This window comes from Streptomyces sp. x-80, assembly GCF_046549095.1.
In the GTDB taxonomy this organism is placed as follows: domain Bacteria; phylum Actinomycetota; class Actinomycetes; order Streptomycetales; family Streptomycetaceae; genus Streptomyces; species Streptomyces celluloflavus.
This window is the reverse complement of the sequence record NZ_JAJPWM010000008.1, coordinates 20,605-44,042: the sequence shown is the minus strand read 5'-3', so window position 1 is coordinate 44,042 and position 23,438 is coordinate 20,605. Positions and strand designations below refer to the sequence as shown.

Annotated in this window: 15 protein-coding genes and 1 pseudogene; 8 read left to right on the top strand and 8 right to left on the bottom strand. The window is 74.9% G+C overall.

The genetic code is table 11. From position 1 onward, the window contains the following. Positions 1 to 42: 42 nt before the first annotated feature. Positions 43 to 3,684 carry a hydantoinase B/oxoprolinase family protein gene (locus ACLJWH_RS17485; RefSeq protein WP_411142644.1) on the top strand — a complete coding sequence of 1,214 codons (3,642 nt, stop codon included), beginning with the start codon at positions 43 to 45 and terminating at the stop codon, positions 3,682 to 3,684. Positions 3,685 to 3,709: 25 nt separating this feature from the next. Here ACLJWH_RS17485 and ACLJWH_RS17480 read toward each other — a convergent pair whose 3' ends face one another. The 3 genes from ACLJWH_RS17480 to ACLJWH_RS17470 are packed head-to-tail and all read right to left on the bottom strand — an operon-like array spanning position 3,710 to position 6,062. Beyond that, positions 3,710 to 4,603: a biotin-dependent carboxyltransferase family protein gene (locus tag ACLJWH_RS17480; RefSeq protein ID WP_411142643.1), complete on the bottom strand. Its 894-nt coding sequence runs from the start codon at positions 4,601 to 4,603 to the stop codon at positions 3,710 to 3,712. Beyond that, positions 4,600 to 5,289: a 5-oxoprolinase subunit PxpB gene (gene pxpB, locus ACLJWH_RS17475; protein WP_411142642.1), complete on the bottom strand. Its 690-nt coding sequence runs from the start codon at positions 5,287 to 5,289 to the stop codon at positions 4,600 to 4,602. The genes ACLJWH_RS17480 and pxpB overlap by 4 nt, the downstream gene beginning before the upstream one ends. Next, a complete protein-coding gene (locus ACLJWH_RS17470) occupies positions 5,286 to 6,062 on the bottom strand; it encodes a LamB/YcsF family protein (protein ID WP_411142641.1) in 777 nt (258 codons plus the stop codon). The genes pxpB and ACLJWH_RS17470 overlap by 4 nt, the downstream gene beginning before the upstream one ends. Positions 6,063 to 6,422: 360 nt before the next feature. On the opposite strand from ACLJWH_RS17470, the gene ACLJWH_RS17465 reads away from it, so the two are divergent. The 7 genes from ACLJWH_RS17465 (at position 6,423) to ACLJWH_RS17435 (ending at position 17,267) form a co-directional block, all read left to right on the top strand. Further along, positions 6,423 to 7,166: a GntR family transcriptional regulator gene (locus tag ACLJWH_RS17465; protein WP_411142640.1), complete on the top strand. Its 744-nt coding sequence runs from the start codon at positions 6,423 to 6,425 to the stop codon at positions 7,164 to 7,166. 116 nt (positions 7,167 to 7,282) lie between these two features. Then, the gene (locus ACLJWH_RS17460; RefSeq protein ID WP_411142639.1) at positions 7,283 to 7,990 is read left to right on the top strand and encodes a DUF969 domain-containing protein; all 708 of its coding nucleotides are present in this window, start codon (positions 7,283 to 7,285) and stop codon (positions 7,988 to 7,990) included. Then, positions 7,987 to 8,955 (top strand): DUF979 domain-containing protein, encoded by a 969-nt coding sequence (locus ACLJWH_RS17455; protein ID WP_411142638.1) that lies wholly within the window; start codon positions 7,987 to 7,989, stop codon positions 8,953 to 8,955. The genes ACLJWH_RS17460 and ACLJWH_RS17455 overlap by 4 nt, the downstream gene beginning before the upstream one ends. Positions 8,956 to 8,975: 20 nt before the next feature. Further along, positions 8,976 to 9,620, top strand: coding sequence for a pyroglutamyl-peptidase I (gene pcp / locus ACLJWH_RS17450; RefSeq protein ID WP_411142637.1), 645 nt, complete (start codon positions 8,976 to 8,978; stop codon positions 9,618 to 9,620). Between the two features lie 269 nt (positions 9,621 to 9,889). Continuing rightward, positions 9,890 to 11,413 carry a hypothetical protein gene (locus ACLJWH_RS17445; RefSeq protein ID WP_411142636.1) on the top strand — a complete coding sequence of 508 codons (1,524 nt, stop codon included), beginning with the start codon at positions 9,890 to 9,892 and terminating at the stop codon, positions 11,411 to 11,413. Positions 11,414 to 11,495: 82 nt separating this feature from the next. After that, a complete protein-coding gene (locus ACLJWH_RS17440) occupies positions 11,496 to 12,431 on the top strand; it encodes a hypothetical protein (RefSeq protein ID WP_411142635.1) in 936 nt (311 codons plus the stop codon). 78 nt (positions 12,432 to 12,509) lie between these two features. Further along, a complete protein-coding gene (locus tag ACLJWH_RS17435; RefSeq protein ID WP_411142634.1) occupies positions 12,510 to 17,267 on the top strand; it encodes a hypothetical protein in 4,758 nt (1,585 codons plus the stop codon). Here the strand turns inward: ACLJWH_RS17435 and ACLJWH_RS17430 are convergent. The 5 genes and pseudogenes from ACLJWH_RS17430 to ACLJWH_RS17410 all read right to left on the bottom strand — a co-directional run. After that, positions 17,254 to 18,366: pseudogene (locus ACLJWH_RS17430) on the bottom strand (aromatic ring-hydroxylating oxygenase subunit alpha); the annotation flags it as partial. The gene ACLJWH_RS17435 and the pseudogene ACLJWH_RS17430 overlap by 14 nt on opposite strands. Beyond that, complete coding sequence (solA, locus tag ACLJWH_RS17425) at positions 18,363 to 19,538, bottom strand: N-methyl-L-tryptophan oxidase (protein ID WP_411142633.1); 1,176 nt, start codon at positions 19,536 to 19,538, stop codon at positions 18,363 to 18,365. The pseudogene ACLJWH_RS17430 and the gene solA, both read right to left, overlap by 4 nt. Before the next feature lie 96 nt (positions 19,539 to 19,634). Further along, positions 19,635 to 22,097, bottom strand: a complete 2,463-nt coding sequence (locus ACLJWH_RS17420; protein WP_411142632.1) for a GcvT family protein — start codon at positions 22,095 to 22,097, stop codon at positions 19,635 to 19,637. Further along, a complete protein-coding gene (locus tag ACLJWH_RS17415) occupies positions 22,094 to 22,375 on the bottom strand; it encodes a hypothetical protein (protein ID WP_411142631.1) in 282 nt (93 codons plus the stop codon). Before ACLJWH_RS17415 ends, ACLJWH_RS17420 begins: the two co-directional genes overlap by 4 nt. Positions 22,376 to 22,604: 229 nt before the next feature. Next, on the bottom strand, positions 22,605 to 23,411 hold the full coding sequence (locus tag ACLJWH_RS17410; RefSeq protein WP_411142630.1) for an IclR family transcriptional regulator: 807 nt from the start codon (positions 23,409 to 23,411) through the stop codon (positions 22,605 to 22,607). Positions 23,412 to 23,438: the final 27 nt, after the last annotated feature.

Genomic DNA, 23,438 nt, shown 5'->3' with positions numbered 1-23,438 from the left:
CGCCGCCCGCCCGTCGGGGCGGCGCGCTGACACAATGGCCGGATGACGGGACGCTGGGAGTTCTGGATCGACCGCGGTGGCACGTTCACGGACGTCGTCGGCAGGCGGCCGGACGGGCGGCTGGTCACCGGCAAACTGCTCTCGCACCACCCCGAGCGCTATCGGGACGCCGCGGTGGCCGGTATCCGGATGATGCTCGGTCTCGGCCCGGACGAGCCGGTCCCCGCCGACCGGGTCTCCGTCGTCAAGATGGGCACCACGGTCGCCACCAACGCCCTGCTGGAGCGCACCGGCGAACCGACCGTGCTGCTCACCACCGAGGGGTTCCGGGACGCGCTGCGGATCGCCTACCAGAACCGGCCGCGGATCTTCGACCGGCGGATCGTGCTGCCCGAGGCGCTGTACGACCGGGTGATCGAGGTGCCGGAGCGGGTCGACGCGCACGGTGCGGTCGTCCGGCCGCTGGACACCGGTGCCGTCCGCCGGGCGCTGCGCCGGGCCCGCGCGGACGGGCTGCGCAGTGCGGCCGTCGTCCTGCTGCACGGCTATCGGTACACCGCGCACGAGCGGGCCGTCGCCGAGCTGGCCCGGGAGGCCGGGTTCGCGCAGGTGAGCTGTTCGCACGAGGTCAGCCCGCTGATGAAGCTGGTGCCGCGCGGGGACACCACCGTCGTCGACGCCTATCTCTCGCCGATCCTGCGCCGGTACGTCGACGAGATCGCGGCCCAACTCCCCGGTGTCCGGCTGATGTTCATGCAGTCCAACGGCGGGCTGCGGCAGGCCGTGCACTTCCGCGGCAAGGACGCGGTGCTCTCCGGCCCGGCGGGCGGCGTCGTCGGCATGGTCCGCAGCGCCGCCGAAGCCGGGCCGGGCCACGACCGGGTGATCGGCTTCGACATGGGCGGCACCTCCACCGATGTGTCGCACTACGCGGGCGAGTTCGAGCGGGTCTTCGGCAACGAGGTCGCGGGCGTCCGGATGCGGGCCCCGATGATGAACATCCACACCGTCGCGGCGGGCGGCGGCTCCGTGCTGCACTTCGACGGGCGCCGCTACCGGGTCGGACCCGACTCGGCGGGCGCGGTACCGGGACCGGCCTGCTACCGCCGCGGCGGCCCGCTGACCGTCACGGACGCCAATGTGATGCTCGGCCGCGTGCAGCCCGGCCATTTTCCGGCGGTGTTCGGGCCAACCGGCGACCGGAGGCTGGACGCCGAGATCGTGCGGACCCGGTTCGCGGAGCTGGCCGGGCGCGCCGCGGCCGCCCTGGGGGACGACCGCGGCCCCGAGGACGTCGCCGCCGGCTTCCTGGACATCGCGGTGCTGAACATGGCCAACGCCGTCAAGAAGATCTCCGTCCAGCGCGGCCACGACATCACCCGTTACGCGCTGACCAGCTTCGGCGGCGCGGGCGGCCAGCACGCCTGCGCGGTCGCCGACGCGCTGGGCATCGGCACGGTCCTCGTCCCGCCGCTGGCCGGGGTGCTCTCCGCGTACGGCATCGGGGTCGCCGACGCCACCGCGATGCGCGAACAGGCCGTGGAGTGCGAGCTGACCGACGAGGTGTCCGCCGACCGGGTGCGGGAGGTCTGCGCCGAGCTCGCCGGACAGGCCCGGCGCGAGCTGCTGGCCGAGGGGGTGCCGGACGCCTCGCTCACCACCCGGGCGCGGGTGCTGATCCGCTACGCCGGGACGGACTCCACCATCGGCGTACCGCTGGCCGACGCCGCCACCATGACCCGGGACTTCCACCGGGCGCACCGGGCCCGCTACGCCTTCACGATGGACAAGCCCCTGGTGGCCGAGGCGGTGTCGGTCGAGGCGACCGGCGCGGCCGGCGGTGCCGCCGACCACGGGGCCGCCCTGCCGCCCGGGGAAGGGGAGCTGCGGCCCGCCGCGACGGTGCGGATGTACGCACAGGGGCGCTGGCAGGACACCGGGCTCTACCGGCGCGTCGAGCTGCGCCCCGGCGACACCCTCACCGGCCCGGCGATCATCGCCGAGGAGGACGCGACGACGGTCGTCGACCCGGGCTGGCGGGCGGCCGCGGGCGACCGCGGGCACCTCCTGCTGACCCGGGCCCGGCCGCGCACCGGCCGGGCCGCGGCCGGCACCGGCGCCGACCCGGTGCTGCTGGAGGTCTTCAACAGCCTCTTCATGGCCGTCGCCGAGCAGATGGGCGTCCGCCTGGAGAACACCGCGCACTCCGTCAACATCAAGGAGCGCCTCGACTTCTCCTGCGCGCTCTTCGACGCCGACGGCAATCTGATCGCCAACGCCCCGCACATCCCGGTGCACCTGGGGTCGATGGGGGAGTCCATCAAGGAGGTGCTGCGGCGCCGCGCGGGGGAGCTGCGGCCCGGCGATGTGTACGCGGTCAACGATCCGTACCACGGCGGCACCCACCTCCCGGACGTCACCGTCGTCACACCGGTCTTCGGCACGGCGGCGGGGGTGGCCGTCACGGGCGGTGCGGAGCTGCTCTTCCTGGTGGCCTCCCGCGGCCATCACGCGGAGATCGGCGGCATCACCCCGGGTTCGATGCCCGCCTTCAGCCGCACCATCCAGGAGGAGGGCATCCTCTTCGACAACTGGCTGCTGGTACGCGACGGTGTGCTGCGCGAACGCGAGACCCGCGCACTGCTGGCCGGCGGCCCGTACCCCTCGCGCGCGCCGGACGCCAACATCGCCGATCTGCGGGCCCAGATCGCCGCGAACGAGAAGGGCATCCAGGAACTGCGCCGGATGACCGAGGAGTTCGGGCTCGATGTCGTACGGGCCTATATGCGGCACGTCCAGGACAACGCCGAGGAATCGGTGCGGCGGATCATCGCGGGACTGTCGGACGGCTCCTGCCGCTACGAGACCGACAGCGGCGCGCGGATCCAGGTGGCGCTGACCGTCGACCGGCGCGCCCGCAGCGCGGTACTCGACTTCGCCGGCACCTCACCCCAGCTGCCCGGCAACGCGAACGCGCCCAGCTCGGTGGTGATGGCGGCCGTCCTGTACGTCTTCCGGACGCTCGTCGCCGAGGACATCCCGCTCAACAGCGGCTGTCTCAAGCCCGTCGAGGTCCGTATCCCCGAAGGCTCGATGCTGGCTCCGGTCTTCCCCGCGGCCACCGTCGCGGGCAATGTCGAGACCTCCCAGGCGGTCACCGGCGCGCTCTACGCGGCGCTGGGCGTCCAGGCCGAGGGCTCCGGCACCATGAACAACCTGACCTTCGGCGACGACCGGGTGCAGTACTACGAGACGGTGGCCAGTGGCTCGGGCGCGGGCGACGGCTTCGACGGCGCGGACGCCGTGCAGACCCATATGACCAACTCCCGGCTGACCGACCCGGAGGTGCTGGAGTGGCGCTACCCGGTCCGGGTGGACAGCTTCGCGATCCGCCCCGGCAGCGGCGGCACCGGCCGGTGGCACGGCGGCTGCGGCGTCGAGCGCCGGCTGCGTTTCCTGGCGCCGATGACGCTGGCCCTGCTCACCAACCACCGGCGCGTCGCGCCGTACGGCATGGCGGGCGGCGCGCCGGGCGCGCTGGGCGCCAACTCCGTCGAACGGGCCGACGGTACGACCGAGCCGCTGCGGGGCTGCGATGCGGCGACGGTCGGCGTGGACGATGTACTGGTGATGCGGACCCCGGGGGGCGGCGGGTACGGGACGGCGGATCCGGTGCGGGAGTGAGCGGACCGGGGTGCGGGCGGGGCGGTCAGCCGGGGCGGCGCCGGGCGGGCCCGGCCGCGCGCCGCGGGACGAACCGGACCGGGGTGCCCGGTACGGCCTGGGCGGCGGGGGCGAGGTAGCGCTCGGGGACCACGCCGATCACCGGGTAGCCGCCGGTGGTGGGATGGTCGTGGAGGAAGAGGACCGGGCGGCCGTCGGGCGGCACCTGGAGGGCGCCCAACGGCATTCCCTCGCTGGGGAGTTCGCCGGTGCGGGCGCGTTCCAGCGACGGGCCCTCGGTGCGCAGGCCGATGCGGTTGCTGGCCGCGGAGACCCGGAAGCGGCCGGTGGCCAGGGTGCGCAGACCGTGGTCGGTGAACCAGGTGTGGCGGGGGCCGGGGACGAAGGGGAGCACCAACTCCGTCCCCGGGCCGGTGTGCGGGACGGCGTCCGCGTCGGCGGGCGGGCCGTGCGGCGGGCCGAGGGGGAGGACCGCGCCGTCGGTGAGCGGGTCGGGGCCGAGGCCGGAGAGCAGGTCGGCGGCGCGGCTGCCCAGGACCGGTTCGGTGCCGATACCGCCCGCGCAGGCGAGGTACGAGCGCAGCCCGTGGGTGGCCGGTCCGGCGTCCAGGACGGCGCCCGCCGGGACACGGACCGGCGCGCCCCAGGGCGCCGGGCGGCCGTCGACCGTCACCGGGCAGGGGGCGCCGGTGACGGCGACGGTGGTGGCCGTACGGACGCGGATACCGCAGCCGGTCAGCGTCGTCTCCAGGGTGGCGGCCGACCCGGGGTTGCCCACCAGGCGGTTGGCGAGACGGTGCGCGGGCTCGTCGAGGGCGCCGGCGCGGGGTACGCCGAGGTGTGCGTGGCCGGGTCGGCCGAGGTCCTGGACGGTGGTGAGCGCACCGGCCCGGACGACCGTGAGGGCGGGGCCGGTCATCGGGGTGCCTCCTCGGCGCGGCAGACGTCACCGGACACGGCGCCGGGGTGCTCCCCTGCGGTGGTGCCCGGGTGGTCCTGGGGGACGAAACGGACCCGGGTGCCGGGCGCGAGCAGCGCCGCGGGCTCGCGGTGCGGATCCCACAGGACGGTGTCGGTGGTGCCGATGAGCTGCCAGCCGCCGGGGGAGGCGCGCGGGTAGACGCCGGTGTACGGGCCGGCCAGGGCGACGGCGCCGGCCGGGACCCTGGTGCGGGGGGTGTCGCGGCGCGGTACGTGCAGCGGTTCCGGCAGACCGGTCAGATAGCCGAAGCCGGGGGCGAATCCGCAGAAGGCGACGTGGAATTCGGTGCCGGAGTGCAGGCGGACGACCTCGTCCGGGGTGACGCCCCACAGGGCGGCGACCTCGGCGAGGTCGGGGCCGTCGTACCGGACCGGGATCTCGACACCGGGCCGGTCGCCCGCGGTGCGGGCCGGGACGTCCCAGGTCGCCAGCTCGGCGGTGAGGCCACGCGGGTCCGCGAGCCCGTCGAGCAGGACGGTACGGGCGGCCGGCACGATCTCGCGGACCGGCGGCAGGGTGCCGTCGGCGGCCCGGCGCAGCAGTTCGGCATGGAGCGCCTCGGTCTCGCCGGCGGTGTCCAGTTCGATGAGCAGCCCGTGTTCGCCGACGGGCAGCGGCCTCATACGAAGCTCCGCACGCGGACGCCGGCCGCGGTCAGCGCGGACCGTACGCGGCGGGCGAGCCCGGCGGCGCCCGGGGTGTCGCCGTGCAGACAGAGCGACCGGGCCGTGATCTCGACCCGCCGGCCGTCGAGGGAGGTGACGGCGCGGTCCCGGGACATGCCCAGGGCGCGCCGGACGACCTCGTCGGGATCGTGGACGACCGAGCCCGGTTCGCGGCGTGGGACGAGGGTGCCCGCGGCGGTGTAGGCGCGGTCGGCGAACGCCTCGCCGACCACGGGCAGACCGGCCCGGCCGGCCGCCTCGTGCAGCCGGGAGCCGGTCAGGCCGAGCACCGGGAGACCGCCGCCCGCGGTGCGGATACCGGCGACGACGGCGTCCGCCTGCTCCGCGTCGTGCACACAGCGGTTGTAGAGCGCGCCGTGCGGTTTGACGTAGCCGACGCGGGCCCCGGCAGCGCGTGCGAAGACCTCCAACGCGCCTATCTGGTAGGTGATCTCGTCGGCCAGCTCCTCGGGCGGCACGTCCATCGCGCGGCGGCCGAAGCCGGCCAGGTCGCGGTAGGAGACCTGGGCGCCGATGACCACACCGCGCGCGGCGGCCAGATCGCACACCCGCCGCATCGTGGCCGGGTCGCCGGCGTGGAAGCCGCAGGCGACGTTGGCGCTGGTGACGACGGACAGCAGGGCCTCGTCGTCGGTGAGCTGCCAGCGGCCGAAGCCTTCTCCGAGGTCGGCGTTGAGGTCGATGACGGGAGGGGCCACCGCGTCGCTCATGTGTGTCCGTTCCAGATGTGCTCGGTGCTCCGCCGGGTGCGCGGCCGCCGGGTCCGGGGCCGAGGGCGGCTGCCGGTGTGCCGGGGTGCCGGTGCGTGCGCCGTCGCGGCGCGCGCGTGGCTGAAGTGGCGGGATGTGGTGGATGGGGATGAGGGAGGACCGGTCGGCCCGTATCCGTAGTGACTCTCCCCCGAGGGCACTCGGGCCGACCGGCATGGAGGCCAACGTAAGGGATCGTTGAACGATCCGACAAGAGGTGTGTTGTCTCGCTCTTCCATCTGGGATTGACTTCCGCCGGAACGGCACCCGGGTGGCCCGTCGGCGGGTCACCCGGTACGAGGCGAGGGACGGGGAGGCGGTATGGCCGGCGGAGTGGCGAAGAACGATCAGCGGCGGCTCGCGGAGGTCTCGGGGCTGGCGCGGGACCGTGCGCTGCTGGGGCGCTCCAGTACGGCCGAGCGGGTCGCCGACATTCTGCGGGACCGGATCACCGAGGGGTATTTCCCGCCCGGTGTCCGGCTCTCGGAGGAGGGCATCGGCGGTGCGCTGGGCGTCTCGCGCAACACCCTGCGCGAGGCGTTCCGGCTGCTCACGCACGAGCGGCTGCTGGTGCACCGGCTCAACCGCGGAGTGTTCGTACGTCTGGTGACGGTGGCGGACCTGGACGACATCTACCGGGTGCGCACCCTGGTGGAGTGCGCGGCGGTCCGCGGGCTGGGGGAATCGCCCTACGACGCCGGGGTGACCGAGGCGATCGGGGCCATCGAGGCGGCCGTGCGGGCCGGTGAGACCGCCTCCCACGACCGGGCCTGGCAGGATCTTTCAACCGCAAATATCCGCTTTCATCAGGCGATCGTGGCGCTGGCCGGCAGCCCCCGCACCGATGAGCTGATGCGCGGTGTGCTGGCCGAACTGCGGCTGGTCTTCCACGTCATGGACGATCCGCGGCGCTTCCACGCGCCGTATCTGACCCGCAACCGGCAGATCGTCGAGGCGCTCCAGGCGGGCGATGCCGCCGAGGCGGAGCGGTTGCTGGTGTCCTATCTGGAGGATTCGCGCAGCCAGCTGTCGGGGGCGTACGCCCAGCACATCGCCGAACAATGAGGTTCGTCCTCACAGAACCCTTGTCGGATCGTTGAACAATCGCCTAGCCTCCGCAGGACTCTTTTCTTCTCTCCCCGCGCGGTCCGCGTGGGGTCCCGTACGCGGAAGGCGGATCCATGATCGTGCTCCTCGGCGTGCTCGTGGTCGTGATCGGCTTCGCCACGAAACGCAACCCGCTCCTGGTCGTCGGGGTGGCCGGTATCGCCACCGGCCTCCTCGGCGGCCTGACACCCGGTGAGGTCCTCGCCGCCTTCGGCGAGGGCTTCGCGAACAGCCGGGCGGTGACGATCTTCGCGATCACCCTGCCGGTCATCGGCCTCCTGGAGCGCTACGGCCTCCAGGAGCAGGCCCGCAACCTGATCGCCCGGTTCGGCAAGCTCACCACCGGCCGTTTCCTGGCGCTCTACCTCGGCCTCCGGCAGATCGGCGCCGCGGTCGGGCTGACCAACGTCTTCGGGCACGCCCAGACCGTCCGCCCGCTCGCCGTCCCGATGGCCGAGGGCGCCGCCGAGCGGAAGTACGGCCAACTGCCGGACCGGACCCGGGAGAAGATCAGGTCGTTCTCCGCCAGCGCGGACAACGTCGGCCTGTTCTTCGGTGAGGACGTCTTCCTGGCCGTCGGCTCGATCCTGCTGATCACCAGCTTCGTCAACACCACCTACGGCACCCACCTCGAACCGCTGCACCTCGCCCTGTGGGCGATCCCCACCGCGCTGTGCGCCTTCGCCGTCCACGGCTGGCGACTGCTGCGCCTGGACCGCCGGCTGGAGCGCGAACTGGTCACCGCCAACGCCGAATCCCTCGCCGCGGAGGCCGTCAAATGATCAAGGCAGAGTGGTTCTACTGGCTGGTCGGCCTCAGCTTCCTGGTGATGGCCGCCCAGATGGCCGCCGACCGCAGCAACCCCAAGCGCCTGGGCACCGGCGCCTTCTGGGGCCTGATCGGCGCCGGCTTCGTCTACAGCAGCTGGGTGGTCACCAAACAGGCCCCCGCCGAGCCGCTGGGCGTCGCCGTCCTCCTCATGGCCGTCCTGGCCGGCTGCGGCTTCACCGGCCGCGGCACCCCCCGCACCACCACCCCGGAACAGCGCCGGGCGAGCGCCGCCCGGCTGGGCAACCGGCTCTTCGTCCCGGCGCTCACCATCCCCGCCGTCGCGATGGTCTGCGCCATCGGCGTCAAACACCTCTCCGTCGGCGGGCAGCCGGTCCTCCAGAAGGGCAGCGAGACCATCCTCGGGCTGGGCATCGGCGCCGTCGTCGCGCTGGTGGTCGGCATGGTGATGCTGCGTGAGAAGCGGCTGTCCGTGCCCGTGCAGGCCGGCCGCGGCATGCTGGAGGCGATGGGCTGGGCGATGCTGCTGCCGCAGCTGCTGGCCACCCTGGGCACCATCTTCCAGGTCTCCGGGGTCGGCGACCAGGTGGGCAGGCTCACCGCCTCCCTGCTGCCCAAGGACTCGCTCTACGTCGCGATCGTCGTCTACCTCGTGGGCATGTTCCTGTTCACCGTCATCATGGGCAACGCCTTCGCCGCCTTCCCGGTGATGACCGCCGCCGTCGGCTGGCCCGTCCTGGTAGGGCACTTCCACGGCACCCCCGCCGCCGTCCTGGCCATCGGCATGCTCGCCGGATTCTGCGGCACACTGGTGACCCCGATGGCCGCCAACTACAACATCGTGCCGGCGGCCCTGCTGGAACTGAAGGACCAGTACGGGCCCATCAAGGCGCAACTGCCGACCGCGGGCGTGCTGCTCGGCTGCAACATCGTGATCATGTCTCTCTTCGCCTTCTGACCACCGCCGAGGAGCACCGTATGACCCGGGTACTGCTGACCGGATTCGAGCCCTTCGACGGCGAGTCGGTCAACCCCTCCTGGCTGGCGGTACGCGCCGCCGCGGCCGAGCCGCCCGCCGGCCTGGACCTCGCCACCGCCGAACTGCCCTGCGTCTACGGCGCGGCCCGGGTGGCGCTGCGCGCCGCCATCGAGGAGACCCGCCCCGAGATCGTGGTGAGCGTCGGTCAGGCGGGCGGCCGCCCCGACATCACCGTCGAACGCGTCGCCGTCAACCTCGACGACGCCCGCATCCCGGACGCCTCCGGCGCCCGCCCGATAGACGAGCCGATCGTGCCCGGCGGCCCCGCCGCGTACTTCTCCACGCTGCCGGTCAAGGCGTGCGTGGCGGCCGTCCGCGCCGCCGGCCTCCCGGCCTCCGTCTCCCACACCGCGGGCACCTTCGTCTGCAACCACGTCTTCTACGCCCTCGCCCACCTCATCGCCACCGAACTGCCGGGCGTACGCGGCGGCTTCGTCCACGTCCCCTACGCCCCCGAACAGGTCCTGGACCGCGCCCGGCCGTCGCTGCCGGTCGCCGCCGTCGCGCGGGCCCTGCGGGAGATCGCCGCCACCGCCGCGCACACCCGCACCGACCTGAGGGTCGCCGAAGGGGCCATCCACTGAGCGGCGCCGCCGGGGCGGCCGCACCCACCGCACCCACCGCACCCGCCGTCCCCGGCCCCGCCGGCCCGCGGACCGGCCACCGCGCCGGGCGCTCGTCCGGCCCGGCCGGCCACCGCGGTGCCGGACGCGTACGCGCCCCGGAGCCGGCCCGCCGGCGTCCCGCGGCGGGCCGCACCGTAGACTGACGGACCGCCGACGGACGGCTCCGTCGCACCGGGCGGTCCGTGCCGTTTCGTCCGTTGTCAGTGCGAGCGCCTACGCTGTGCGACGTGACTTTTCCAGCCCCGGGGGCCGCCGCGCCCCAGCTCAACGGGCCCAGCCGGCCCACGCCGGGCCCGGCCGCCGACGAAGGACTGGCCCGCCGGCTGCGCGCCCTCGCGTGCACCGCGCCGCTCCACGACCTCGACGTGCGCAAGGCCAACCTCGCGGGCGAGTACGGGATCTACGCGATGGCGGAGGTGGCGCTCGCCGTCATCGACCTCGTCACGCTCCACATGGACTTCGACACCGGCGCCGACCACGAGGAGATAGTGGCCAGGGTGCTCCCGCGGATCGCCGCGCAGGCCCCGCGCCGCCCCGCGGGCGAGCACGAGCGGGTGGCCCGCTGGGTGCTGGAGAACCTGATCAACGTCGGCAGCGTGGACCGCGGCTTCCGCGCCGTCTACGGCACCTTCGGCCCCGAGGGCGAGTACGTCCGCCGCGACTACGACTTCAAGCTCATCGAGGAGGTCCCCGGCACCGGCGGCAACGTCTACCTCCGGACCACCGACGAAGCGGTCAACGTCCTGGTCGGCGCCCTCGACACGGACGTCACCAGCGCCCAGATCGCCGCCGAGGTCAAGCTGGAGGTGCTGATCAGACGCGGCCGGCTGGCCGACGCCCAGCTCGCCGCCGAACAGGCCCGCTACCGCACCGTGCAGTACGCCGAGACCCTCCGCCGGACCCTGGACGCCACCCGGCGCAACGTCCGCGCCGTCGACTGGCTGCACGCCGTCCCCGACATGATCGCCGAGGCGCTGGAGCACGTCGCGGACCGCTACCGCCACGAGAACGCCATCCTCACCAACATCCGCAAGGCCCGCGACGAGACCGAGGAGCCCGAGCACAAGCGCCTCGCCGCCGAGCTGGTCGACATCGTCAAGGACTGCATCCGCCGGCACACCCAGCTCCAGTCCCGGCTGCTGGAAGCCGGACCGCTCTTCCGCGCCGAACAGGACCGGCAGGCGTTCGCCACCCCCGCCGCCCGCCTGGGCCTCGACCTCTACGGCCAGCTCGTCGCCCCGCTGCTGCCCCTTCCCGCCGAGCGCGCCATCCGCGTCACCGACGCGTTCTTCGCCCACGGCACGGGCCTGCGCACCCCGTCGGCCGTCCGCGTCGGCGACCTCGTCGAGGTGCTGCTCACCCCGCCCCTGGAGCGCGAGCACCTCGGCGCCGAGATGCCCGAGCCCGACCTGGTGGCGACGCCCGACGACAGCCGCTTCAGCGAACAGCAGCTCGACGCCGCGATGGAACTCCTCGACCTGCCCGCCGACGCCCCCCGCCGGCTCTCCGGCCTGCTCGCCGACGCCCGCCGCGCGGACCCCGAACTCCCCTACCTCGTCGCCCTCCTGGCGGTGCACGCCGCCAGCCCCCCGGTCGGCACCGCCTACCGCCAGGGCGAGCAGCAGCTGCTCTTCGCCGTCGACGACGGAACCGAGCTCGCCGACCCGGAGTTCGGCGGCGCCGACCTCGTCGTCGGCAAGGCCCTGCTGGACGCGGCCGGGATGGCCGCCGACCGCTCGGAGGTGGCCTGATGCCCCGACGATCCCGCGTACGGCGCTGCGGCGCCCGCCACCGCCGACCGGCCGCCCCCACCCCCCACAAGGAGCTTCAACCGTGACCGAGTACGACGCCGCCGACCCGGCACCGCCGGAGCCGTCCGCCGCAGGCGAGGCGGCGGACCGGCCGGTGCCCGCCGACGGGACGCCGGGCCCGGCCGGCCCCGCGCCGGTCACCCCGGCCGACGCCGCGGACGCCGCACGGCTGGTCTCCTTCGGACTCCAGCCCAAACTGCTGCCCGCCCGCGACGCCGAATACGCCGAACTGCTGCGCCGCTACCGCGACGAGCCCGCCTTCGCCCGGCTGAGCGACGCGGTCGCCACCGGCCTCGGCCTGGTCGTCCTGGAGGTGTCCACCCGCGCCGGGATGGCCGTCACCGCCGCCGAGGACTCCGTCTTCGCCGTCCGGATGGGCGACTACGCCCGCCGCGCCTCCGCCGACTCCGCCGACCGCTTCCTGCACGGCCTCGCCCATCTGGCCGTCGCCGCGCTGGCGTTCCCGCGCCCCGAGGATCTCGCCGACGACGGCTACATCGGCCGGATCACCGTCAACGGCGTCGACGCCTTCGTCCGCCAGGCGTGCCGCCGCCTGGAGGAGCGCGCCGAGCAGGACGGCGAGAACACCGACCCGGCCACCGGCGCCCCCGGCCTGGAGTCGGCCTGGCGGGTCTACGCCCGGCGCAGCGCGACCGGCGCCACCAAGGACGCCCGGCGACTGGCAGGTTCGACCACCGGCATCATCGCCAAGGCCGTCACCTTCCTCGTCGACTCCGGCTTCCTGCAACGCACCGGCGACGACGCCGGCGGCGCCTACCGCACCACCGCCCGCTACCAGCTCCAGGTCCGCGACCTGGCCGGCGGCGCCGCCATGGCCGAACTGCTGGAGCTGGGCATCGTCACCGTCGCCGACGGCAGCGCCTCCCTGCTGCCCGGCGAGGACACCGACGACCTCGACCTGGTCGCCGAGGCCGGGCTCCCCTTCCACTCCGCCTGACCTCGCCGGCCGGTCCCGCCGGCCACCGTCCGACAAGACACCACACGACACCACACGACACAACAACGAGAGTCCGCCATGTACGAGCTGTCCAGGGTCCGCCTCTACTCCATCGGACCCGCCGGTGCGCGCTATGCCGACACCGTGCTGGACCTGCGCGGAGTCGGCGCACCCGTGCCCCGGCCGGCCCCGGCCCAGGCGGACTTCTTCGAGGACGAACCGGTCGGCCCGCCGCGCCGCCCGGCCCCCGCGGGCGTCCTCTTCCTGGAGAACGGCGGCGGCAAGTCCGTCCTGCTCAAGCTGATCTTCTCGGTGATGCTGCCCGGCCACCGCAACACCCTCGGCGGCGCCAGCTCCGGCGTCCTGCGCAAGTTCCTGCTCGCCGACGACTGCGGCCATGTCGCCCTGGAATGGCAGCACGTCCTCACCGGTGAGAGCGTCGTCGTCGGCAAGGTCAGCGAATGGCGCGGCCGGCAGGTCTCCAACGACCCCCGGAAGTTCGCCGAAGCCTGGTACAGCTTCCGGCCGGGCCCCGGGATGAGCCTGGACTCCCTCCCCGTCGCCGAGGCCACCGTCGTCCGGCCCCGCCGGGAGAGCGGCGAGGGCGCCTCGGGCGCCCAGGGCCGCCGCCGCACGATGAAGGGCTTCCGCGACGTCCTCACCGAAGCCGGCAAGAACTACCCCAACCTCGACGTCGTCTGGGAAGAGATCCACGAACGCTGGAACGAACACCTCGGCGACCTGGGCCTGGACCCCGAACTCTTCCGCTACCAGCGGGAGATGAACGCCGACGAGGGCGAGGCCGCCGGCCTGTTCGCGGTCAAGAACGACTCCGACTTCACCGACCTGCTGCTGCGCGCCGTCACCGACACCCGCGACACCGACGGCCTCGCCGACCTCGTCCACGGCTTCGCGCACAAGCTCGGCCGGCGCGCCGAGCTCACCGCGGAACGGGACTTCACCGCCGGCTCCCTCGACCTGCTGGCGCGCATCGCCGACGCCGCCGAGCAGCGCGAACGCGCCCGTGAGGTGCACACGGGCGCCGAGCGGCGCACCCGCGGCCTCGCCCGGCGGCTGCACGCCCGCGGCACCGAGGAGCACGGCCGGGCCGCCGAACTCGCCGAACAGGTCGCCGCCGCCGCGCACCGCGTCACCGACGCCGCGGACACCCGGGACCGCCGTGCCCTGGTCTCCGCCGAACTCGCCTACCGGCACGCCTCGCTGGCGCTGACCGCCGCCGAGAAGGGCGCCGCCGCCCAGCGCCGCGAACTCAACGACGCCCGCACACTGCACAGCGCCTGGCAGGCCGCCGAGATCGCACTGCGCCACCGCGCCGCCGCCGACCGCTCCACCCGCGTCGCCGCCGCCATCCGCGAGGCCGAGCGGGACGCCGCCCCGGCGCTCGCCGCCCGCGCCACCGCCGCCGCCGACCTCGTCCGCGCCCTGCACACCGCCGCCGAGGCGGGCGAACGGATCGCGGGCGAGGAGGAGGAGCGCTCCGCGGCCCTCCAGGAGGCCGCCGAATCGGCGCACCGCGACGCCACCGCCGCCGCCACCCACGCCCAGCGCGCCCGCAGCGAGACCGGACACCTCAAGCAGCGGCTCGCCGAGGTCGCCCAGGAGACCACCGAGGCCGTCGCGGCCGGCTGGCTGGACGACACCGCCCCGGACGCCGATCCGGCCCGCGCCGCGCTCGCCGCCTCGGACGCCGAGAAGAGCGCCGTCGCGGTCTGGGACACGGCCCGCGAGGCGGCCCGGGAAGCCACCGACCGCGTCCGGGAGGCCACCGCGCGGCACTCCGCCGCGGAGCTGGCGGCGGCCCGCGCCGAGGACGCCGCCCAGGCCGCGGAGGGCGCCCATGACGCGGAGCGCCGCGCCGCCGAATCGATCGGCGCCGAGCAGCGGCTCGCCGACCTCCTCGGACTCCCCGAGGACCGGGCCCGCACCATCGGCCTGCCCGGCCCCCGGACGGCCACCGGCCAGGAACGCGAGAGCGCCCCCGCCGGCCCGGCCCGCCCCGCCGCCGGCCCGCTCACCGCCGAGGAACTGGACCGCAACGCCGACGCGCTGCACGAACTGCTCGACGAGGGCGTCGCCGCCGCCGAACGGCAGCTCTTCGACCTGCGCACCGCCGCCGCGGACGACTCCCGCATCCTCGGCGCGCTGGGCGACGGCGGTCTGCTGCCTCCCGGCCCCGATGTGCTGGCCGCCGTCGAATATCTCGGCGAGCACGGCGTCCCGGCACTGCCCGGCTGGCGCTATCTCGCCCAGTCCGTCGATCCCGCCGACCACACCCGGGTGCTCGCCGCCCGCCCCGAACTCGTCGACGGCGTGATCATCACCGACCCCGACACCCACGCACGGGCCCGCGAGGTCCTCGGCCGGGCCGCGCTGCTGCCCCGCTCCGCCGTCGCCGTCGGCACCGCCGCCGCCCTGCTCGCCCCCACCCCCGCCTCCGACGGCCGGGACACCGGCGTCTTCCTCGTCCCGCCCAACCCGGCGATGCACGACGAATCCGCCGCCGACGAGGAGCGCCAGGCGCTGCGGGCCCGCGCCATGCGGCGCGACGACGAGATCCGGGCGCTCGCCGCCCGGCTCGCCGGGGACCGCGCGCTGGCCGCCCGGCTCGCCTCGTGGCGCACCGGCTGCCCGGCCGGCCGGCTCGCCGAGCTGGCCGCCGCCGCGGCGCGCACCCGCGCGGCCGCGGACACCGCGGCCGCCGAGCTGGCCGAGGCCCGTACGGTCCGCGCCGAGGCCGACGAGATCGCGGCGGAGGCCACCCGGGTGCGCGACGAGCGGCAGGAGGCCGCGCAGCGCGCCCGCCGCGCCGCGGACATCCTGGCGGGGCTCGCCCACCGGCTGCGCGAGCGCGCCGGCTGGCAGTCCCGGCTGCGTGAACTCGCCGACGAGAGCGCCGAGTTCGAGGCCCGCGCCGAGGAGTGCGTGGACCGCGCACGGGCCGCCGACGAGGACCGCAGGGCCGCCCAGCGGGCCGCCGACGACGCCCGCCGCACCGCCCGCGCGCTGCGCGCCGAGCGCGCCGAGATCGCCGGCGTCCCCGACGACCTGGGTGGCGCCCCCGAGGGCGCCACCACGTCCCTGCCCGCCCTGCGCGAGGCGTACCGCGCCGCCTCCCAGCTCTACGAAAAGGTCGGTGTCGGCGCCGACCTGCGCGCCGAACAGGCCCGCGCCGAGGGCGAGGAGAGCGCCGCCCTGGCCGAGCTGAACCGCCTCACCAACAAGGTCCGCACCCGCGCCGAACAGCTCCTCCAGAGCCCGGACGCCGCCGACGGCCCGTCCCGGCAGGCCGCCGCGGCACGCGCCGAATCGCTCGTCCACATGCTGGAGACCCGCGCCTCGGCCGCCAGCGAGCAACTGGGCCGGCTGCGCGGCGAGGCCGAGCGGCTCGCCCCCACCGACGGCGACGCGCACACCGAGCTGCCCGACGCGCTGATCCCCGCGGACGCCGGCCGGGCCAAGGAACTCCTGCGCACCGCGGGCGGCGAACTGGCCACCGCCACCGACGCGCTGGACGCCGCCCGCGCCCGGCACGAAGAGCTGCTGCGCGGCCACCGCGCCGCCGAGGACGCGGCCGGCGGCTTCGAGGAGAGCGCCGCCCAGTTGCGCGATCTGCTGCGCGACCACCACGACGCCGAGGACCCGGCGGGCGAGCAGCCCGAACCGTACGCCGGCGGGCTGGCGGAGGCCCGGCACGCCGCCGCCGAGTCCCGCCGCTCGCTGCGCGGCTGCGCCGCCGACCTGTCGGCCGCCGAGGCCGCGGTGCGCGAGGCGGGCGACGTCCTGGTACGGCACGCCAACTCGACCCGCTACGAACAGGTACGCACCCCCGCCCGGCAGCAGATCCGCGAACTGCCCGCCGCCGCGCTCCCGGACCACGCGGCCAAGTGGGCGGAGGCGTTCGCGCCCCGGCTGCGGGTGCTGACCGACGAACTGGCGCAGCTGGAGCGCAACCGCGACAGCATCGTCGACCGGCTCCGCGGCCTGGTCGAGTCGTCGCTGACCACGCTGCGTTCGGCGCAGCGGCTGTCCCGGCTGCCCGAGGGGCTGGGGGAGTGGTCGGGGCAGGAGTTCCTGCGGATCCGCTTCGAGGACCCGGACCAGGCCACGCTCGCCGAGCGGCTCGGCGAGGTCATCGACGAGGCGACCCGTTCGGCGGTGAAGAAGAACAGCGATCTGCGGCGGGACGGTATGTCGCTGCTGCTGCGCGGGGTCGCCGCCGCGCTCCGGCCGCGCGGGGTGGCCGTGGAGATCCTCAAGCCGGACGCGGTGCTGCGCGCCGAGCGGGTGCCGGTCGGGCAGATGGGCGACGTCTTCTCCGGCGGCCAGCTGCTGACCGCCGCCATCGCCCTGTACTGCACGATGGCGGCGCTGCGCAGCAACGACCGGGGCCGCGACAAGCAGCGGCACGCCGGCACGCTGTTCCTCGACAACCCCATCGGCCGGGCCAACGCCACCTATCTGCTGGAGCTCCAGCGGGCCGTCGCCGACGCTCTCGGCGTCCAGCTGCTCTACACCACCGGCCTCTTCGACACCACCGCGCTCGCCGAGTTCCCGCTGGTCATCCGGTTGCGCAATGACGCGGACCTGCGGGCCGGGCTGAAGTACATCAGCGTCGAGGAGCATCTGCGGCCCGGTCTGCCGCAGCAGGACCCGGCCGGGGAGCCGGTGCACGGCCAGATCACGGCGACGCGGATGTACCGCCGTCCGGAAGAGCCCCCGCAGCCGCCGGCCCGGTCCGAGGACGCTCCGGAGGGGACGGCGGACGGCGCACCGGCCCCGGCTCCGGATGCCCCTGCGGACGGAGCCGCCCGGTGACCCACCGGTGGAACTCCCCGATGTGGTGCTCGGTGGGCACGAGCACCCCGCCGGCCCGGTAGGCGCGGGAGCCCATCGCGGGCTGGGTCCGCTCGCAGGCCGCGAAGTCCTGCGCGTTGACGCGGTGGAAGAGCTCCACCGACCCGTCGAGGTCGGCACCGGAGGCGACGACGTCGGGTGCGTACAGCCAGTCGCAGTCGACGACGGTGCGGTCCGCGGCCATCGGGAACATCCGGTGCACGATCACATGGTCGGGTACGAGGTTGAGGAAGACCTGCGGGCGGACGGTGACGGCGTAGTAGCGGCGGTCCTGTTCCACGGCGAGACCGGCGAGCGGAGCGAAGCCGCCACCGCCGTCGACGGTGAACCCCGTGACCCCGTCCGCGAACGCCGCACCGTGCCCGACGAAGTACTGCGCGGCGAAACCGTCCGCGAACTCCGGTAACACCTCGGTCAGTTCGGGGTGGATGGTCGCGCAGTGATAGCACTCCATGAAGTTCTCGACGATCAGCTTCCAGTTGGCGGCCACGTCGTAGCGGATCCGCCGGCCGAGCGCGAGCCCGTCGACCGCGTAACGGGCCACGGCCGCCGGATCGCCCAGCCGCTCGGTGACCGCCGCGATCACCGTCTCCTCGAAGGAGGGCGGCTCCTCGGCCAGGCACACCCACACATAGCCCAGCCACTCCCGCAGCCGGACCGGCAGCAGCCCGCGTTCCCCCGGGTCCACCTCCGGCATCCGCCGCAGGTTGGGCGCGGCGGTCAGCCGTCCGTCCAGATCGTAGGTCCAGGCGTGGTACGGGCAGCGCAGCGAGCGCCCTGCCTCACCGGACTCCTCGGTGCACAGCCGGGCGCCGCGGTGCCGGCAGACGTTGAGGAACGCCCGGAAACCGCCCCGGTGATTGCGGGTGATCAGCACGCTCTCCCGGCCCACCTGGACGGTACGGAACGCGCCGGGCCGCGCCAGGTCGGCCGCGCGGACCGCGCAGAACCACAGCGATTCGAAGATCCGCTGCTGCTCCTCGGCGAAGACACCGGGGTCGGTGTACAGCTGCCCCGGCAGGGTGGCGAGCAGACCGGTGGACTCGGGAACGAGGGTCATCGGACACCTCCGGGGACGGGCGCGGCGGCCAGCCGGCCGGGGTCGAACAGCTCGATGGGGTGCCCGGTCCCCCCGGTCAGCGCCAGATCGGCGAGGATCTCGCCGACCACCGGTACGAACTTGAAGCCGTGGCCGGAGAAGCCACAGGCGACGGTGACGGTGTCGGGGTGCGCGGGGTGCCGGGTGATGACGAAGTGCTCGTCGGGGGTGTTGCTGTACATACAGGTGGCGGCCGACAGGAAGCGGCCGGGGAGGGTGGGCAGCAGCCGGGCCGCCTGCGCGGCCATGGCCCGCACCTCGTCCCCGTGCACGGTCCGGTCGATGCTCTCCGGGGTGCAGACGGTGCCCTTGCGGAAGAACGCCACCTTCGCGCCGCCGTCCGGTCCGTCGATCGCCGGGAAACCGTAGATCTGGACGCCCGCCGCGTCCTCCCAGATGTAGACGGGGTGCTGGTCGGGGGCGTACGGGGCGGTGCCGCCGTCGGGGGCGAACCAGTACATCACCTGCCGTTCGATGGTGAACGGCACCCCGAGACCGGCCAGCAGCCGCGGCGCCCAGGCCCCGGGGCAGATCACCAACTGGCCCGCCGTATACGTGTCGTCGGGGGTGTGCACCCGCACCCCGCGCCCGCCCGGCAGCGCCTCCCAGCGGGTCACCGGCTCCTGGAAGTGCAGCGCGGCGCCGCTCCGGCCGGCGAGCTGGAGGTGGGCCGCCACGGTGTGCTCCGGGCGGACGAACCCGGCCCGCGCCTCGTACAGCGCGACCTCGTCGGCGGCCGGGGCCAGCGTCGGGAAGCGGCGCCGGATCTCCTTCGCGTCGAGCATCTCGTGCGGCAGGTCCCAGGTCCGCGCGGAGCGCAGCGCGCCGGCGACGGTACGGCTCCCGGGCCGCCCGACCATCACCCCGCCGCACAGCGTCGCCACCTGCCGGCCACTGTCGCGCGCCAACCGCGCGTACAGCTCATGGGCGCGCAGCAGCAGGGGCACATACGCGGGGTCCTCGAAATAGGACTGCCGGGTGATGCGGGAGCCGCCGTGGCTGGAGCCGCGCGGATGCACCGGGCCGAATTTCTCCAGCCCCAGCACCCGGGCGCCCCGGGCGGCCAGATGGTGGGCGGCGGCGCTGCCCATGCCGCCGAGTCCGAGCACGATCACGTCATACGAGGGGGACAAGCGGGCCTCCCGGGCCGAACGGGCTGCGACAGCGCTTCCCGGCGTTCCCGGGCGCTGTCCCTACGGTCGGATTCAGTTGTGCTTCCCCGGTACCGCTCAGCGGCGGATGCGGTCCATGGCCGGGTCGAAGAGCGGTTCGGCGCGGACCGTCGCCGGAACCCGCGCGCCGAAGTACGCCACCTCCACGGCCGTGCCGGGCCCGGCGGCGACCGCCGGCAGCCAGGCGTAGGCGACGGTCCGCCCGAGGGAGTAGCCGTGGGCCGCGCTGGTCACATAGCCGGCCGCGGTCCCCGCCAGGTACACCGGCTCGCCGCCCAGCACGATCGCCGCCGGATCGTCGAGGGTCAGGCACACCAGGCGGCGCCGGACGGTCTCCCGGGACACGCCGGCCAGCGCCGCGCGCCCGACGAAGTCGCCCTTGTCCCGCCGTACGGCCCAGCCGAGCCCGGCCTCGTAGGGGTTGTGCTCGGCGGTCATGTCCCGGCCCCAGGCGCGGTACCCCTTCTCCAGCCGGAGGCTGTCGAAGGCACTGCGGCCGCCCGCGACCACCCCGAGCGGCCGGCCCGCCCGCCACAGCGTGTCCCACAGCCGCAGGCCCAGATCGGCGCTGGTGTACAGCTCCCAGCCCAGCTCACCGACGTAACTCAGCCGCAGCGCGGTCACCGGCACCTCGCCGATGAACGCCGCACGCGCCGTGAAGTAGCCGAAGCCGCGGTGCGAGAAGTCCGTCCCGGAGAGCGGCTGGACCAGCTCGCGGGCCAGCGGGCCCCAGACGCCGATTCCACAGGTGCCGGACGTGCGGTCGGCGACGCGGACCCCCGCGGGGGCGTGGCGGGCCAGCCACGCCAGGTCCGCGGCGCTGTTGGCGCCGACCTGGAAGCGGTCCGCGGCGAGCCGGGCCACCGTCAGATCGCTGCGTATCCCGCCCGCCGCGTCCAGCAGCAGTGTGTACGTCACCGCGCCGGGGCGCTTGGCCAGCTGATTGGTGGTCATCCGCTGGAGGAAGTCCAGCGCGCCGGGCCCGGTGACCTCCAGCCGGCGCAGCGGCGTCATGTCGTAGAGCGCGACCCGCTCCCGGGTGGCCCGCGCCTCGGCCGCCGCGGCCGGCGACCAGTGCCGCGCCGACCAGGCGTCCCGCGCGGGCAGTGCCAGGTCCCGCGCCAGTGGGGCGTTGGCCTCGAACCAGTGCGGGCGCTCCCAGCCGCCGTCCTCCAGGAAGTGCGCCCCCAGTTCCCGCTGCCGGGCGTACCACGGGCTGACCCGCAGTGGCCGTGGCCGGTCCGCCGGCGCCAAGGGGTGGACGACGTCGTAGACCTCGGTGAACTGCCGCGCGCCGCGCGCGTGGACGTAACCGGGCGAGCGCTGGGCGCCCTCGAAGCGGGACACCTCACAGCCGTGCAGGTCGGTACCGGGCCTGCCGTCGGTCAGCCACTCGGCGACGGCCTTCGCGGCGCCCGCGGAGTGGGTGATCCAGACCGCCTCGGCCAGCCAGAAACCGCGCAGCTCGGGGGATTCGCCGAGCAGCGGCAGCCCGTCCGGGGTGAAGGAGAAGACCCCGTTGAAACCGTCCTCGACCCGGCACCCGGCCAGGGCGGGCAGCAGACGGCCGCTCGCCGTCCAGCTGGGGGCGAAGTCGTCGGGGGTGAACGGTAGCGCGGACGGCATCACCGGGGCGTCGTCGAAGGCGGCCACCGCGTACGGATCGACGGGCAGCACCCGGTGCGCGTACGAGCCGATGCCGAGCCGGACGGCCGGCCGCCCGGCCGGGCCCGGGGCGTCCGCCGGGTGCTCGCGGAAGTACAGGTCCTGGTCCTGGTGGCGCAGGATCGGGCGGCGGCCGTCCAGGCCCGGGACCGCCGAGGTCGTCACGTACTGGTGCGCCAGCGGCAGCAGCGGGACGGTGACGCCCGCCAGCGCGCCGATCACCGGACCCCAGAACCCGGCGGCGGAGACGACCAGATCCGCCGGGAAGGTGCCCCGGTCCGTGACCACGGCGGTGACGCGGCCGTCCGCGCGCTCGGTGCCGGTGACGGTGTGCCGGTCCAGGAAGCGGGCACCGCGGGCGGCGGCCCGCGCGGCCTGGACCCGTGCGGCGGGCAGCGCGCGGGCCAGCCCGTCGCCGGGGGTGTGAAATCCGCCGAGCACCCTCGACTCGTCCAGCAGCGGCCACAGTTCGGCACACCGCCGCGCCGGGACCAGCTCGCCCTCGATGCCCCAGGACGCCGCCAGCCCGGCCCTGCGGTGCAGATCGGCCCACCGCGCTTCGGTGGTCGCGATCTCCAGCCCGCCCACCGCGTCGAAACAGGACCGCCCGTCCTCCGTCAGCCCGGAGAACTTCCGCACGGTGTACGCGGCGAGGTCGGTCATCGTCTTGTGCGGATGGGTACGGAAGACCAGGCCGGGGGCGTGCGAGGTGGAGCCGCCCGGGGCGTGCAGCGGGCCCTGCTCCAGGACCGTGACGTCCCGCCAGCCGCGTGCGGTGAGTTCGTCGGCGAGCGAGCAGCCGACGATACCGGCGCCGATGACGACCACCCGGCGGGTGTCCGCACCGGTGCTCACCGGACCACCGCCGTACGGAGCGCCGCGCCGCGCGGTGTCGTGGCAGAGGCGGCCGCGGGCCCGGCCTGCCCGCGGCGGCGGGCGCGGCACCGGCCGCCGGGCGCCCGCCGGACGGGCACCGCACCGTCGCGGGGATGCGGGTCCGTGGCACCGGGGCCGACGGCCGCGACGGCACCGGCGGCCCCCTGGCCGGGCGGACGGGGAAGCGTCTCGCCGGGTGCGCCCTTCTCGACGGCGACGGCGACGGCGACGGTGGCGGCGCGGGCTTCGTGCGGCATGTCTCACTCCTCAACAGCCCCTGTGGTGACGGCAGGGGCGGGTGCGCGTGGAGCTGGCACGGATGCTTGTGAGGATGGCGCGGCGCGCTGTACCAGGGCCTGTCGGACGGCGCTCCGCCGCACCCGGTAAGACCGGATGCTGTTGCCTATGGCACATCACGTTGCGCCATGGGGGACATGCTGGAAGCCCATCAGGAATCCGTCAAGGGGCGAATGTCCTGACCGGAGATCAGCCCGCGTGGCCCATCCGGCGGGAGAGTTCGGCGGCGGCCCCGACGGTCCGCCGGGCCAGCTCCGGAAGGCGTGCACGCGCCATGCGGTAGGCGGGCCCGGAGACGCCGATCGCCCCGATCACCGCGCCGTCGTACGCCCGGACCGGCGCCGCGACCGCGTTCAGCCCGATCTCCAGCTCCTCGGTGGAACAGGCGAATCCGTCCTCGGCGGCGGCGGTGAGCTGGGCGCGCAGCGCGGCCGGTGCGGTGAGGGTGTGCCCGGTGAACCGCGACAGCTTCCGTGCCGCCAGGGTCTCCTGTCGCTCCCGGGGCAGATGCGCCAGCAGCACCTTGCCGCTCGCGGTGGCGTGCAGCGGGGTGCGGCGGCCCAGCCAGTTGTACGCGGTCACCGCGGCGGCGCCCCTGGCCTGCATGATGTTCACCGCCGCATCGCCGTCCAGCACCGCGATGTTGGCGGTCTCCCCGGTGTCGTCGGCGAGCGCCCGGCACACCGGCTGGCCCTCCTGCGAGATGTCCAGCCGGATCGCGGCGGCGCCCGCCAGCCGCAGCACCCCGGCGCCCAGGAAGTACTTCCCGCGCTCCTTCTCCTGCTCCACCAGCCCGCGCGTCTCCAGCACACCCAGGATCCGGAACGCGGTCGATTTGTGGACGCCCAGCTCCTCGGCGATCTCGGTCACCCCGGCCTCGCTCGTCCGGGCCAGGATCTCCAGCACGCTCACCGCGCGGTCCACGGACTGAACGGATCCCGCCGCGCCGCGCCGCTCCTCGGACCGTTCCTCGGCCGCATCGGTCGTGTTCGACATCGGTCTCCGCGTCTCCACCCGGTGGCC

Coding starts and splice junctions, on each gene's coding strand:
- ACLJWH_RS17485 (WP_411142644.1), top strand. CDS start 43: ATGACGGGACGCTGGGAGTTCTGGATCGACCGCGGTGGCACGTTCACG.
- ACLJWH_RS17480 (WP_411142643.1), bottom strand. CDS start 4,603: ATGACCGGCCCCGCCCTCACGGTCGTCCGGGCCGGTGCGCTCACCACC.
- pxpB (WP_411142642.1), bottom strand. CDS start 5,289: ATGAGGCCGCTGCCCGTCGGCGAACACGGGCTGCTCATCGAACTGGAC.
- ACLJWH_RS17470 (WP_411142641.1), bottom strand. CDS start 6,062: ATGAGCGACGCGGTGGCCCCTCCCGTCATCGACCTCAACGCCGACCTC.
- ACLJWH_RS17465 (WP_411142640.1), top strand. CDS start 6,423: ATGGCCGGCGGAGTGGCGAAGAACGATCAGCGGCGGCTCGCGGAGGTC.
- ACLJWH_RS17460 (WP_411142639.1), top strand. CDS start 7,283: ATGATCGTGCTCCTCGGCGTGCTCGTGGTCGTGATCGGCTTCGCCACG.
- ACLJWH_RS17455 (WP_411142638.1), top strand. CDS start 7,987: ATGATCAAGGCAGAGTGGTTCTACTGGCTGGTCGGCCTCAGCTTCCTG.
- pcp (WP_411142637.1), top strand. CDS start 8,976: ATGACCCGGGTACTGCTGACCGGATTCGAGCCCTTCGACGGCGAGTCG.
- ACLJWH_RS17435 (WP_411142634.1), top strand. CDS start 12,510: ATGTACGAGCTGTCCAGGGTCCGCCTCTACTCCATCGGACCCGCCGGT.
- ACLJWH_RS17415 (WP_411142631.1), bottom strand. CDS start 22,375: ATGCCGCACGAAGCCCGCGCCGCCACCGTCGCCGTCGCCGTCGCCGTC.
- ACLJWH_RS17410 (WP_411142630.1), bottom strand. CDS start 23,411: ATGTCGAACACGACCGATGCGGCCGAGGAACGGTCCGAGGAGCGGCGC.